Annotated in this window: 9 protein-coding genes and 1 pseudogene; all 10 read right to left on the bottom strand. The window is 63.6% G+C overall.

Going from position 1 to position 14,712, the window contains the following annotated elements:
* Positions 1 to 934, bottom strand: a pseudogene (locus IAE77_RS23055) (hypothetical protein); the annotation flags it as partial.
* Positions 935 to 1,098: 164 nt separating this feature from the next.
* Complete coding sequence (locus tag IAE77_RS23050) at positions 1,099 to 4,704, bottom strand: M56 family metallopeptidase (RefSeq protein ID WP_294231827.1); 3,606 nt, start codon at positions 4,702 to 4,704, stop codon at positions 1,099 to 1,101.
* A 6-nt stretch (positions 4,705 to 4,710) separates the two neighbouring features.
* Complete coding sequence (locus tag IAE77_RS23045; protein ID WP_294231825.1) at positions 4,711 to 5,127, bottom strand: BlaI/MecI/CopY family transcriptional regulator; 417 nt, start codon at positions 5,125 to 5,127, stop codon at positions 4,711 to 4,713.
* A gap of 510 nt (positions 5,128 to 5,637) precedes the next feature.
* The gene (locus IAE77_RS23040) at positions 5,638 to 6,552 is read right to left on the bottom strand and encodes a hypothetical protein (protein WP_294231823.1); all 915 of its coding nucleotides are present in this window, start codon (positions 6,550 to 6,552) and stop codon (positions 5,638 to 5,640) included.
* A 724-nt stretch (positions 6,553 to 7,276) separates the two neighbouring features.
* The gene (locus IAE77_RS23035) at positions 7,277 to 10,066 is read right to left on the bottom strand and encodes a P-loop NTPase fold protein (RefSeq protein WP_294231821.1); all 2,790 of its coding nucleotides are present in this window, start codon (positions 10,064 to 10,066) and stop codon (positions 7,277 to 7,279) included.
* Positions 10,067 to 10,158: 92 nt separating this feature from the next.
* Positions 10,159 to 10,854, bottom strand: coding sequence for a dTMP kinase (gene tmk / locus IAE77_RS23030; RefSeq protein ID WP_294231819.1), 696 nt, complete (start codon positions 10,852 to 10,854; stop codon positions 10,159 to 10,161).
* 60 nt (positions 10,855 to 10,914) lie between these two features.
* Positions 10,915 to 11,136, bottom strand: a complete 222-nt coding sequence (locus IAE77_RS23025) for a hypothetical protein (protein WP_294231817.1) — start codon at positions 11,134 to 11,136, stop codon at positions 10,915 to 10,917.
* A complete protein-coding gene (locus tag IAE77_RS23020) occupies positions 11,133 to 11,567 on the bottom strand; it encodes a putative toxin-antitoxin system toxin component, PIN family (protein ID WP_294231815.1) in 435 nt (144 codons plus the stop codon). The genes IAE77_RS23025 and IAE77_RS23020 overlap by 4 nt, the downstream gene beginning before the upstream one ends.
* A gap of 45 nt (positions 11,568 to 11,612) precedes the next feature.
* On the bottom strand, positions 11,613 to 13,133 hold the full coding sequence (gene guaA / locus IAE77_RS23015; RefSeq protein ID WP_294231814.1) for a glutamine-hydrolyzing GMP synthase: 1,521 nt from the start codon (positions 13,131 to 13,133) through the stop codon (positions 11,613 to 11,615).
* A gap of 41 nt (positions 13,134 to 13,174) precedes the next feature.
* Entirely contained in the window at positions 13,175 to 14,632 is a 1,458-nt protein-coding gene (guaB, locus tag IAE77_RS23010) for an IMP dehydrogenase (protein WP_294231812.1), read from the bottom strand.
* Positions 14,633 to 14,712: the final 80 nt, after the last annotated feature.

Below are 14,712 nucleotides of genomic sequence, written 5' to 3'. Positions count from 1 at the left end.
TGTGTATAAGAGACAGCTGGCGGAGGATGCGCACGCGTTTGGCCACATCGGCCGGTTCCCACTTGGTGGCGAGCGTGGCGGTGAGGCTCTGATGCTTTGGCAGGTCGAGATGCTCCGCACCGGCCTGCTGCCGCGCGACATCGCCGAACCAGGCGAGCAGCAGGTCCATGAGGGCGCTGCGCTGCTGGATGTAGTCGGCCTCGATGGCGGCCTCGACCTGGTCCTCGCGCTGTTTGAGCCAGCTTCCGTCGGTGGTCTTGCCGTAGTGCTCGGTCTCGCGCTCGAACTCGTCCTCGTGCTTCTTTTTGAGGTCCTCGTGCAGTTCCTCCAGAATCTCCTCAAACTCCACCTTCAACGCGAGAGCCCCTGAGAGCGTGCCGGAGCCACGGGACGCGTGCTTGCCGAGCACGATGAGCAGTTTGTTCTCGTGCTCGGTGAAAATGCGGGCGCCTGCGGGCGGCATGAGGCCGACTTCGATCACACGCGACTGGATGGTGGGCAGGAGCCGCTCCGGCTGCGTGGTGAGGAGCAGCAGCAAGGTGCGCGGCGGCGGCTCTTCCAGGGTTTTGAGGAAGGCGTTCTGTGCCTGCACGTTCATGCGCTCCGCATCCACGATCACGCCGAGCTTCCAGCCATTCGGTGCCGCAGTGCGGCGGATCATCTTCTCCAGGAAGCGGATGGTGCCCGGATCATCGCCATCATCGCCGATGGTGATGCGGCGTGACTTGCTCTGCGGGCGCAAAACCACGGCCCCCTGCCCTTCCCAGCCCTCCAGCGTCCGCTGCGGCATGCCGACGACGAGATCGAGGACCTTCGCCGCGAATTCCTCATGCCGTGCTTCCTTCGGCCCGGTGATCAGATAAGCATGCCCGAGCCGCCCGTTGTCACGGGCGCGTCCAAGGAGCTGCAGGGCGTGGTCGGCTTTGAAGGGCATGTCGAGAATGACGAAATCCGAATGGCGAATGACGAATGGACCGGCTTCCAGGGACTCGGGACAGTTCGTGATGCGTCTTGGACGCGTGTGAACTACTCGACATCGGCGGCGGTGCAACCGGGAGCTCGTGGCGGGGCCATTCCTGCGGGGCAGGAATGCCCCGGTTACTGTTGGTCGCCACCCAGCCGGATTTCCTGCGGTGAACGGGCGGTGTGATCGATCTTCACGCGTTCGGTCCGGGCGGCGAGGGTCTTGGGATCGGTCCATTTGACCTCGCACGTGGTGGAACCGTAGGGTTGATCGAGCTGGTTGCGCAGGGTGGCGAGGCCTTCGCCATCGGCCATGGCCTTGTGACCGGGGATGCTGCGCTTTTTGTAGCTGGCGTAGGCCGCCGCGTCGCGGGCCTCCACCTCATGGCCGCGTGTGGTGAGGGCGAGCGGCGCGTCCGTGGTGGTCATGAGGGTGAGCGTGGCACCGGCCGCCGGTTTGCCATCGGGCAGCAGCAGTCGCACGCGACGGTCGATGCTCGGCAGGGTGTCGATCACCACATCGACGGAGGAGGTCTGACCTGCGGTCTTCACCTGGACGCTGCCTGCGCTGTAGGTCGTGGCGGTGCTCCAACCATTGCCAAAGCCGGCCAGCGTCACGCTGCCACGGGGGAGAGCGGGAAAGGCAAACGTACCATCGCGAGGCACCGGAGCCCAGGCATACCACCAGGTCAGCGGCGGCGTCCCTTTCATGACCACGCCCGGCTTCAGCTCCGCCCGCACCGCCACGCCGGCGATGATCCAGCCCTGGCCATCGTAATCCTCAGGCAGGGGCCGCACCCGCCCCTTCACCGCGATCGCTGGCGAGAGGCGCACCTTTTGATCGAAGGCCACCTCCGCATCCTCCGACGCCACCAGCGCCGGGGAGAAATGCCGGGAACCATCCGGCTTCGTGGCACGCAGGATGAATTGATGATTCATGTCGAAGAAGCCCTCCCCCACGGCCCGTCCATCCGTGAACTTCTGCTCCGGAGCAGCGCCCCGGCCATGGCTGAAGGTCCAGGTGGCAAAGGAGGCCGCGTCCTCCACCTCCGCATTCACCTTTCCCTTGGGCCACGAGCCTGATTTCGTCGCGAGCGGGCGGAAGGCGAAGTCAGACTCCGCCAGTTTGAACTCGCCGAGATCGAGCGGCTTCCGGGCGGCATCGGCCTCCACCTTGAAAGCCATGGAAAGGCCTCCTTTCGAAGCCGACCGGAGCTTCGAGTCCTTCGGCGAAACCCACACCGAGAGCAGGTAGTCGCCAACCGGCAGCGACCGCGTCTCAAAGCGGCCGCTGCTCTCGAGATCGGCCTGATCATTCATACCGCCCTCGGTGAGCGCCGAGACACTCATGCGCGTGGTCCAGGCATGGCTCACCACCTGGCGTCCTGCCGGCGTCACCACACGTCCCTGCACCTGACGTGTCTTCTCAGCAGGAACAGGGGCTGCGGAGGTGTTCGGAGCAGGCAGGCGGATGTCCACGGTCTTCGTCACGCCTGGCTCGAATACACTGCGCCGGAACTGCACGATCTTGCCGTTCACCGTCACGTAGCTGCCGGTGGAGCCGGGCATGATGCGGTCGTGCTTGTAGTGGCCCTCCGCATCGGTTCTGACCGAGGCCCGGATGTCGATGGAGAACACGATGTCTCCTTTGTCATTCTTCTCGTAGGTCCCGGCCGAGAAGCGGATCTCCGCATCGGCCACCGGCTGATCATTCTGATCCAGCAGCCGGCCCTCTGCGGAAGCCCAGCGGTCCAAGGTCAGCGTGCCGCCGGGCTTCCAGTCCCGCACATTCACGTAACGAATGCCGGCCGTCGGATGCTGCGCCACGAGCCACTGATCCCCCACCGTGCTGGTGACCAGCATGCGCGTGGAGAACGCCCCCTGCGCATCCGTCACCGGCTCTCCCATCCAGTAACCCGACCCCACACTGTAGTAGCCGGACTCAGGGCTCCTGATGCGGTTGATGCCGTCGGTGTAAAGCCGGCCGCAGAGGGACAAGGTGGCGTCCTTCACCGGCCTGCCATCCGCATCCACCACCTTGCCGGTGAGCAGCTTCTCCGGCTCAAGCACCGCATCGATGGCCTGCCCGCCCTCCTTCCAGGCGAACTGCACCACGTTCAGCGCCATCCCGGGGGCATCCACCCAGAAATGGCCCTTCTCCTTGTCGAAGGACGACTTCACCACGCGGAACTGGCCTTGCGCGTTCGTGCGGGCCTTGGCCCTGCCGCCAATCAAGCCAATGAGGCCGCTGTCATACGCCACGCTGACATACACCGCCGCATCTGCCACCGGCTGCCCGTCCGACTTCCGCGTCACCGTGCCCGTGAGCCAGCTCGTCGCCGTGACCAGCACCAGACGATGTTCATTGCGATCCTGGCTGGAAAACTTGGGCTGCGACTCCCGTGGGCTGACATAATCCGGATGCAACGCCCGCAATTGCAGCGCGGTCGAGTCCGGCACGCCTTCAAAGCGGAAGCGGCCCTGCGCATCGCTCACCGCCTTCCGCACCTCGGGGTCCTCATCGCTGCCGATGCGCAGCGAGCACGAAGCACCGACGACCGGCTTTCCGCGATCATCCACCACCACACCGATCACCACGCCAGGTTCGGCGGTCGCAGCCGTGCCGGCTGGCTGTGGAGCAGAAGCCGGTGCCGTCTGCGCCGGTGTCCGGGTCAGTCCTGTGAACGACAGCAGCGCAAACACCAGCAAGCCCATGCCCCAGCGCGTGCGCCGTCGGCTGGCCACATCCTTCAGCGCCTCGATGCGGCGTTTCAGGTCGTGCTTGTTCTCCGAAATGCCCAGCAGCGTGGCCGAGGACAGCCACAGCAGCCACCCCGCCGCCGCACGATTCGCGAAATCCAGCAGCACCGTGCCGAAGCGATGCGCCTCCTTCACATCCGTGTATCGCAGCGCCAGCGCATCCGCCGCCATCTCCGCCTCCACCCGCAGGCGACGTCCCGCCCACCACACCAGCGGATTGAACCAATGCACCGCGAGGATCAGGGAGGCCATGACTTGCGTCCACAGATCACGCCGCCGCAAATGGGCGATCTCATGCAGCAGGATCAGCCTCAAGGCCGACGCCTCGCAAGACTCCGCCACATCACGAGGCAGCAGGATCATGGGGCGGAACAGCCCGAACAGCGCCGGAGCCCGCACCGCATCCGTCACCCTCACACGCGGCATCCGCGACACTCCGGCAAGCGAAGCCGCATCGCGCAAAATCCCCGCCACTCGCGATGATGGGGGCTCGCCATCCGCACGCAGACGACGCAGCAGACGCAGATGCAGCGCCAGCATCGTTCCCAGCATGCCCATCACTCCCACGAGCCAGCCCAGGGCCAGCTTTTGCTCCACCGTCCAGGGATTTGACTCCAACGGCGGCGTCAGTGGTTCGGCGATCACCGAAACAGCCGGCACCACCGCCTCAGTCATCTGCGATTCCACCGGTTCCGTCACTTCAGCCACCTCAGCGCTCCCATCGATCATGGGCACGCTCGGAGCCGCCAGCGCCGGTTCGTTTCCAAGCCATCCCATCATCGACCAGCGGGACTCGCCCATGTCTGGCAGGGCAAAACGCAGCAGCACCAGCAACCACAACGCATGCCGCCACCCCGGCGACAACTGCCGCCGCAGCGACACCACGATCAAAGCCACGGCGAGGGCGAAAACCGCCCCCTTCCACGACAATCCGGCCAGCAACAGCAGCCACGTCTCAGCACAATCAAACAGCGCGTTCATGAGGAGTCAGGATTTGGGTTGGATGTCGTCCAGCAGCGCCTTCAGTTCCGCGATGTCGGACTTCGTCAGTGAATGATGCTCGGCCACGTGGGCCACCAGCGGCTGCAAAGCACCGCCAAACAGGCGGTTCAGAAAGCTGCGTGTCTCCTCCGCCACACAGGCGGAACGCTCCACCTCCGGCGTGTAGAGGAAGCGGTTCCCCTGCGGCTCCGTCCCCAGCGCCCCCTTCGCCGTCAGTCGTGCCAGCAGCGTGACCACCGTGGCCCGCTTCCAGCCTTTCTGCTCCTCCAGCAGGCCCACAATCTCCTGCGACGTTCGCGGCGCACGTTCCCACAGCAGTTCCATGACCTCCCATTCAGCCTCGGTGATGGCGACGGACTTGGGAGCGGATCGTCCGGCCTTGGCAGCTCGTTTTTTGCTCATGTTTACGATTGTAGTCAGATTCGACTACATCTGTAAACAAAAAACTTCTTCCTGGTTTGCGGCGGCACGTTCTCCAGGTGGTCCGCACAGTCCCCTGTGCGGTGTTCCGTGACGTCTTCCGCCAGGTCAGTCCATCCGTCCTCAGGACCCTTCAGCAGAACGGACCATGAGTCGATGCCAGCATGGAAAGGCACAACGATCTTCCCCGCACCCGCAGTGTGCGGACCACCTGGTCCCAGGCCGTGTTTGAAAACCTCTGCCGCAGAGCGGCAGCCGTCTCGTAGGCCGGCCTTTGAAGGCCGGGAGACGATGTGGGAAATTGCGTTGAGTCATGACCCGCGTCGCAGCGCGACGCCCGAACCCGTCCTCTCGACGCTGCAGGTTCGCGTGTCGCTCTGCGACACAGGATGCCTTGGGCCACCCCGCCGTTTCCGATTCCCGGCCTTGAACGGCCGGGCTACGGCACGTTCGTCGCTCCGCGACTTCCGAACAGGTTTTCAAACGCGACGCCTAGTCCTCCGGCATCTTCACCTCACACGACGCCGCCTCGCCCACATCATTCGCCGCGATGATGTGCAACACGCTGTCAGGCGGCAGATCCATGGGCGGCAGGCGGGTTTCCAGGCCATGCACCGTCGCCAGATTCTCAAAGGCCGTCCCACCGGGGCGCTGGAGCCGCAGACGATAGCGCCGCGCGTGCGTGCCGCGCTTCCACGTGACGAACCAGCCGCCATCCGGCAGCCTTTCCGCCGTGGCCGACCGCACCGGACACGGCGCGGAGGGATGCGCGGGCACATTCAGCCCGAACAGCCGCCACCGCGCATCAGCTTCGGACAGCACGATGTTCAGCTCCCGGATCACGCTGCGGTAACGCTTGCGCAGCTCACGCATCGCCTGGTCTTTGGACACCACGCCGCCACGCAAGGCGCTCTTGCGCTGGTTCACCGCCGAACGCGCGGACTGATACCCCGCATGCGCCGCCTCGCACGCCGCCGCCGTGGCCTGCATGTCCGCGCTTTCCAGGGCCGGATTCGTCCGGAACCAGCCCGCCAGACGGGACAGCAGCGCGGCGCGTTTCGCCTGCGACTCCGGCACCTGCGTGCTGCGGTCCGGGAAACCCGCCGCATCCCACTGCGCGTTGACGGTGGGCCCGTAAAACATCACCAGCCGCAGCCGGCAGAGACTCAGCGTGCGTTCCGCAGCCGCATCGGCCTCCCGCAACGCCTTGCGCCGGGCTGCGCGGTCCTGTTTCTGCCCGCCCACCTCCGCCCGCGCCTGCCGTGCTTTCTCCAGCGCCGCCACCATCACCGCGCCTGTGTTGATCTTCAGCCCGATCCCCTCCCCATGCTCCGCACAGGCCCGGGCCATGTCCGTCAGACGTGCCAGCAACACGGCGTCATTCGTCGGAGTCGGGTTCGCGGCCATGGCAGCATGCAGGGAACGGTTTTCGCTTCGCAGTGAACGGTGGAGAGGCCCCGGACGGCCCCAAAAGCTCCCTGTGGAGCCCAAAGGAGCCTCAAAAACCCCGTCAAGAGTCTAATCCTCTGCCAGAACCGATTCAAGCCTCATCAACCGAGCGTCGTTGAATCGTTCCTGAGACTCGCCACCCCTACCTGAAGCCACTTTCTGTGCCATTCGGGCTTCATGATCCTGCAAACGACAGTCGCTAAGTTTCCATTGAAGATGCGCCTCCCACCCTCGCGATTCCCGCCGCCCCTTCTCCATCTCATGGCCTGCAAAACGCCGGTCGTTGAGCGATCATCGAGCCTTGGCTGCCCCGTCACAGATTCCCAGCGTGGCTTCCCCACTTTCATTTCCCACTAACCGCCCGTCGCTGAGTAATACCCGAGACTGTCCCCGGACCAAAAAACAGTCCATCCAGCCTTCCCCAGCCTCCCTTCCCCCGGCTGAATCTTTCTGCCACCCTGCCCAGCCGCCTCCCGCCCAGCCGGGAACTCGTTTCGCAACCCATCAGGCTCCCCTCGATCGAAACAAATCTCTGCGCCACGTGAACCAAGCGCCTGTCCCAAGCTATTAAACCCGGGGGCCGGGAAAAGACGATGAACAACCCTCCCCCGTGCCGCGCGACGGGGTGAGGGCGCGAAACCGGCAAATGGCGGCTCGCTATCTTTCGGGCGGCAGCTTCGCCTCACATCGATGCAGGAGGGCTTTCGGCTGGCAAGGCCACCGAGGCCAGGTGCTGGAAGTACTTGTCCAGGGGAGCCTTCGACAGGTCGTGCACGGCGTTGGCCTGCATGTCCGCCGAAGGCGTGTGCTCCATCATTTTCAAAATGGACGCGGCGCGGGAACCCTGGTGCTCGCTCGCAATCTCCTTCGTCAGCGTGTCATGGGTGACCGACGACCTCTCCCGCATCTTCTTCATTGTCTGTTTACAGGACAAATCCAGCGCAACGAGCTTCGCCAGATCATGTGCGCTCAACTTGCCGGCATTCACGCGTTCCTTCTGCTCTGGATCGAGCGTGGGGATGTCCAGCAGCTTCATGGCCGCGGCCAAATAGAGCCGCAGGCGGAAGAGATTCACAAACTGCTTCAAGCGCCGTGGGTTGTGTTCCAGCGCGTCGGCCACGTAGCGGGCGCAGAGGAATGCCATGAGCCCGTCATTGAGATGCGTCTCCACCTTCTGCACGTCCGCCTGAACGCGCGCGGCTTCGCGCGCACGCTGCTCCGCCTCGTCCGATGGTTGAAAAGGGCTTTTCGGCGACGAACCAAGCTGAGGCAGCGGTGGCACCGGTGCTCCCGGGGAGATGGGTGGGGAAACCGCAGGCGCATCACTTCCAGCGAGAGCCGCAGCCTTGCCTGACGCCTCGCCTTTCCAGCCGGTGATCATGCGCAGGAACTGATCCTGGTCTGGACCCACAAGCCCCGGCAGATGCAGCGTGATCTGCACGAACTTCTCCAGGAACTCATGGCCGAATCCCAGCGCCTTCTGCTGCGACACCTTGCCATCAGCCTCCGGCGCCAGCAGCAGCGGCAGCAGCTTCTCATGCTTCGCCGCCACAGCGGCGGCCACCTTTTCCCGGTCCATGCCGAGGATGCAGATGACTCCCGGCGGCGCGGGTTCATTCGCACGTCGCTCGTGTCCGGCCACGCTGAGCATGAGGTGCAGGCTTTGCAAAACCTCCGCGGCTTTCGGGGCCTCGCAGCGATCGAGATCGTCGATGAACACCACCACGCGGTTCATCGCCCAACGCGGCTTTTCCGGTGCTTGGAGCTGCTCCGGAGCATCGAGTAGGAAGGTGTAGGACATCTTTCGCAACCAGCGACAGACCGCCAGCAGCAACGCACGGCTCACAAAACGCCACTGCGCGGGCCAGTGCGGATCCGTGTGGCTCCGCACCTCGGCCATGAACCGCTCCAAGGGTCCTGTGCCCGGCGTGTAGGCACGCATCAGACGTGCGAAGTCCTCATGAAACCGGTGCAGGTCGTCCACACTCTCCTGATGATGATCCCGGGTGAAGACGCTCACCATGTCCACCTTCAGCGGACTGCCAAAGCTGCTCACCAGATCCTTTACCATGCCCCAGATCAGCAGGGGCAGGCCCAGCACGGGCAGGTGCTGCGTCAGCAGCGTTTTCACGTCGGTCGCCGAGCCGTCCTTCGTCTCCGTGGCCACCCCATGCGTGAACAGCCACGCCAGCGCCCCCAGGCCCAAGAGCCACAGGCCCAGCCGCATCCCGAGCAGCAGGCGCTCCGCACCGGAAAGCCGCTGCCAGCTCAGCATCGCCCGCCGCCGCCAGCGGCCGGGCCACGACAACTTCTCCGCCATCTGCCGCTCGTAGGCCACGGCAAAGGCCGCCCACAGCGTCTTCCCCGCCTCATGCTTCCACGGATTGAACCACACCGTGGGAATCAGGTTCTGCTTTTCCAGCGATCCACGCAGGCAATGCAGGAAAGAGGTCTTCCCCGCTCCCCACGGTGCCTCCACGGACACCGTGATCGGCGCCTGGGTATCCGGGCAGGCCAGAAAGGCGCGCAGGGCCTCCTTGCACTTCTCCGCCGTGTCCGTCAGCGTCTGCGCCACTCCGTCGGATGCCAGCGCCACGCTGTAGGCCGGTTCCTTGTAGATCTTCTCGATGGCGGGCGGCGGAGGAGCGGGACTGCTGGCAGGCGCTGCTTTCGGATTCGGTCGCTCGGAACTCGGCGGTGTCTTGGCGAAGTCTTTGAAGGCGGGAACGCGTTCTGTGTTCTCGGGATGATTCAGCCACCAGTCGTTGAACCACCTCCGCATGTCTTCGAGCGGTGGGTTCCCCTCCACACAGGCCATGAGCCAGGCGAACAAATGCCCCGCATGGAACTCATCGCGCAAGGCTTCCTGCGCAGACCACCTCCAAGTCGCAAGAAACTCACGGGACATCGACCGTGACCAAAGCGGTGTCAGAACCAGAAGCTCGCTTCCGGCAAGTGCCTTCTCCAAGTCCCTCTGGACTTCGTCCACCATAAACTCGTGAGATCCTCGTCCCAAGACGGAGAAATCAGCCGCAACAGCACGAGAAACAGCGTCGGAGGTGAAGGCGACGTAGACGGAGGGGGCGGAGGCGGCATAAGCGGAGACAGCGGAGGCGACGGCAGCTGTAGCGAAGGCGGCAGCGGAGGCGGTGTCGGCGGCGGAGGCAGCGAAGGTGGAAGCTGCGGCGCTGGCGTCGGCGGCTCTTTGCTCGATCTCAGTCCCGAATCGCTCATAGCATAGCCCCAGTGCCAGTTGGCTGTATATCGCCGTGCCGAACTGCTCCCACCAATCACGATGCTCCTTCTGATTCCGCCAGCCAATGAACATCAGGGGCACCACCCGCCACGCTGCACGAGCCGCTATGGCCACCTGCTTCTCTCGTGGAAGTCCATGCAACTGCTCCTGCACCCTCTGCCGATAGGCCTCGCGATCAAAGCGTGGTGAATCAGTGTCGGGAGGTGCGGATGACATGACGAAGCCGGATCAAATCCCTCTGCCGCTCCCCACGCAAGCACATTGTCCTGCCTGTGTCCCTTCAGCTCCGATCTGTACCCCTTTCTGGCTCAGGCCAGCCTTGCCGCGACTTGCTTCCAGACGGCCTCATGCACAACTTCGGGCGTCGCATTGGCATCAATGATCTGGATGCGCTCCGGCTCGGCCTTGGCGAGGGAGAGGTAGCCTTGGCGGACTTTTTCGAAGAACTCGGGCGGCTGGCTTTCCATGCGGTCGAGTTCGCGACCGGTGGCGTGGATGCGCTGCCAGGCGGTTTGCACATCGAGATCGAGCAACAACGTGAGCTGCGGCAGCGTGCCGCCGATGGCGAAGCGGTTGATGGCGTTCACCGCATCGAGCGGAAGGCCGCGGGCATGGCCTTGATACACCGTGGTGGAGTCGAGAAAGCGGTCGAGGATCACAAACACGCCGCTTTCGACCAGCGGACGAATCTTCTCCCGCACGATCTGCGCCCGGCTGGCGGCGAAGAGGAGCAGCTCGGTCTCCGGCGTCATGGAATGGCCTTCTTTGGCATGCTGGAGCAGATGACGGATGCTTTCGCCGATCTCCGTGCCGCCCGGTTCGCGCAGGACCTCGACTTTGCGGCCAGCGTTTTCGAGCCGCTCTTTCAGAAGCCGGATCTGCGTGGATTTCCCGCAGCCTTCGGAGCCTTCGAAGGAGAGGAGGAAGCCAGGAGAAGAATAGGCGGACACAGCGGGCAGCGATGAAAGAGACGTTCTACGTCGATAAACAGCCCCGGCAGACATGCCAAGCAGAATCCAACGGCGCGAATCTCAAAAGGGGCACGATGAAGATGACCGGGCTGATCAAGAGCCAAACGAAGCGTCGAGCTTGTCGAGAACCGCGAGGCCCTTTTTGACGGAGCCGCGCTTCGCACGCGCACGGAAACGGGTTTCGGCATCGAACTCCGTGATGCTGATGGTGGCGAGTTCCTCCATGAGCTTGTTGATGCTCATGGAACGATGCGCGGCCAGTTTGCGCAGACGCAGGTGCTTGTCGTCAGGAAGACGGATGGTGAGCGTGCTCATGGGATGCGTATGGATTTCAGAAATTGGGACGGGGTGAGGATCTGGAGCTTGGGAAAGCTGAGTTCGGAGCGTCGGAGATCGCGGACGTTGCTGCTCACGATGGCGTCGGCACCTGCGGCCACAGCAAGCTCAATGAGATGATTGTCCGCTTCATCGGGCAGATTCGGCCGCCAGAGATAATAGACCCGAACCCACTCGCAGACAGACAAAAAGGCGTCGAGCAGGGTTTCCCTCTCTTTCGGCGTAAGCGGGCTCGCAGCCATCAGGGCAGGACGGTGGATCAGGTCCTCATACTCCTGAAACAAAGCCTCGCCGACCAGCGGGAGGGCTGCCCCCTTGAGACAAGCACGCAGGACATCACGATTGCTGCCCGCCGGGCTGAGCATGGCGGCGGTGATCACATTCGTGTCCACGACGATTCGGGCAGGCATGCACCGATGGTGGCATATGTGCTGTCACGATTCAAGAAGCCAGTCTCACTCCCACTCGATGCTCGCGGGCGGCTTGGTGCTGATGTCATACAGCACGCGGTTCACGCCTTTGACGCGGTTGAGGATCTGGTTGGAGGTGCTGGCGAGCACTTCGTAGGGCAGGCGGACCCATTCGGCGGTCATGGCGTCTTCGCTGATGACGGCGCGGAGGCTGATGGCCTGCTCGTAGCTGCGTTCGTCGCCTTTGACGCCGACGGTCTTCACGGGGAGCAGCGCGGCGTAGGCCTGCCAGGTCTGCTCATACCAACCGCTGCGGCGGAGTTCGCCGATGAAGATGGCATCGGCCTGCTGGGTGATGGCGACGCGCTCGGGCGTGATTTCGCCCGGGATGCGCACGGCGAGGCCGGGGCCGGGGAAGGGATGACGCCACAGGGCGCGGTGTGGGATGCCAAGGCTGGCACCGAGGGCACGGACTTCGTCTTTGAAGAGCTCGGCGAGCGGTTCGAGCACTTTGCCCTGCTCTTTGAGCTCCATGATCTTATCGACGCGGTTGTGATGCGTTTTGATCTTGCTGGCGATGCTGCCGCTGGTGGCGCTCTCGATCACGTCGGGATACAAGGTGCCCTGCGCGAGCAATTCGACGTTGTCGGCCACTTTCCAGAACTCCTCGACGAACAGCGTGCCGATGATGCGGCGCTTTTGCTCGGGATCGGTGACGCCTTTGAGGGCGCCGAGGAAGATGGCGCTGGCGTCGATTTGCTCGATGGGCACACCGACTTCATCAAAGAGCGTTTTGACCTCTGCGGCCTCGTTGAGACGCATCATGCCGGTGTCGATGAAGATGCAGCGCACCTTCACGCCGGCCTTGGCGAGCAACACAGCGAGCACCGTGCTGTCCACGCCGCCGGAGACGCCGCAGATGACCTCGCGGTTGCCGACCTCGGCCTTGATGCTCTCGAGCATCTGCGCCTTGAACGCGTTGATGTCGAACTTGGCGAGCTGAGCGCCGCTTTTCGTGAGGAAGTTTTTGAGGATGGCGGTGCCTTCGTGCGAATGCGTGACCTCCGGGTGGAACTGGATGCCCCAGCAGCGATCGGACCACTTCAAGGCCACCGGAACGGCGTCTTCATTCGTGGCGATGACTTTTGTCGTGTCGGCGAGGTTCGCGCAGGTGTCACTGTGGCTCATCCAGACCTGCGATTCGTGCGAGATGCCGCTGAAGAGGTCCTCGTGGTCGGTGACGACGAGTTTGGCCGGACCATACTCGCGGGTGACGCCGGGCTTCACGGTGCCGCCGTGCTTGATGTTGAGGAGTTGCATGCCGTAGCACACGCCGAGCACGGGAACGCCGAAGGACATGAGTTTGGCGTAATCGACATCCGGCGCGTCTTTCTCCGAAGTGCTGCGAGGTCCACCGGAAAGGATGATGACACCTGGCGATTGCAGATTCGCCAGCTCGGCGGGCGGATACAGGTGCGAGGCAAAGCCGAGCTCGCGCACGCGGCGAACGATGAGCTGGGAATACTGGGAGCCGTAATCGAGGACGGCGACTTCTTGGGCGGTCATGAGGGATGAAATGACGAATGCAGAATAGCGAACGAGACCGATCAATGCGGCTCGTAGTTCACCGGTTCCTCGGTGATGACGACATCATGCGGATGGCTTTCCTTGAGACCGCCAGCCGTGATGCGGACGAAGCGGGCCTTGGCGCGCAGTTCGTCGAGCGTGTTGGCACCGACGTAGCCCATGCCACTGCGCAGGCCACCGATGAGCTGGAAGACGACATCGGCGAGCGGGCCTTTGTAAGGCACGCGGGCCTCGACGCCTTCAGGAACGAGTTTGCCGGAGCTGTTTTGGCCGTAGCGGTCCCCTGCCCCTTTGCGCATGGCTTTGAGGCTGCCCATGCCGCGGTATTCCTTGAAGGTGCGGCCCTGCCACTTGACCATGTTTCCCGGACTTTCGGAGGTGCCGGCGAGCAAGGAGCCGAGCATGACGACGTCCGCACCACCAGCGAGCGCTTTGACGATATCGCCCGAATAACGGATACCACCGTCGGCGATGACGGTGACGCCCGCAGGCCTGCAAACCTCGGCGACTTCCTGAATGGCGCTGAACTGGGCCATTCCGACGCCGGAGATGATGCGCGTGGTGCAGATGGAGCCGGGGCCGACACCTACCTTGATGGCCGACACGCCTGCGGACATCAGATCGCGGGCTCCATCGGCCGTGACGACGTTTCCGGCGACGATCGGCACGCCAGCGCCCAGATTTTCGCGAAGGCGGGCGATGACGCTCATCACACGGCTGGTATGGCCGGTGGCAGCGTCGATGAAGATGGCATCCGCACCTGCGGCAAGCAGCGCTTTGCCACGATCGATGCAATCATCACCGACCCCGACAGCAGCGCCGACGCGAAGCTGTCCATTTGCGTCCTTGGCAGCATTCTTGAAGGTCTGGCGCTTGATGATGTCCTGCTTGGTGATGAGACCGGCGAGTTTGCCACTGGAATCGATCAGCGGCAGCTTTTCGATGCGGTGGGTGTAGATGATTTTGAGCGCGTCCTCGAAGTTGGTCTGCGGCGTGCCGGTGGCGAGGCGGGTGCCCGGGGTCATCACGGCGGAGACCGGCGTGTTTTCATCCTCAATGTACCAAAGGTCACGGCTGGTGACCATGCCGACGAGTTTGCCGTCCTTGTCCACGACGGGGAAACCGCTGACGCCCTTTTCGTGCATGAGGCGATGGAGTTCCCCAAGACGTGTGTCCGGCGTGACCGTGTGCGGATTTTGAATGACCGTGTTTTCGCTGCGCTTCACCCGCGCGACCTGATCGGCCTGCTGGTCGATGGGCATGTTCCGATGCACGACACCAAGTCCGCCCTCGCGAGCGAGAGCAATGGCGAGTTCGGACTCCGTCACGGTGTCCATGGCTGAGGATAGAACAGGCACATTCAGGCCTATGGAGGCCAGTTTGGTGCCCACATTGACTTCCCCAGGCAAAACAGCGCTGTGCGCCGGAAGGAGAAGAACGTCGTCGAAACTTAAAGCAAGAGAAGGCAGATCACCCATGTCGCAGGTAAGCGGCGATCAGGCGACTGTCATGCGGAAAGTTGTTTGATGTGCGGCCTCCGGGATCCGCAGCAGCGAAT

This window comes from Prosthecobacter sp. (assembly GCF_014879935.1).
GTDB lineage: Bacteria > Verrucomicrobiota > Verrucomicrobiia > Verrucomicrobiales > Verrucomicrobiaceae > Prosthecobacter.
Note: the sequence above shows the minus strand (reverse complement) of the source record. Positions and strands in the feature narration are given on the sequence as shown.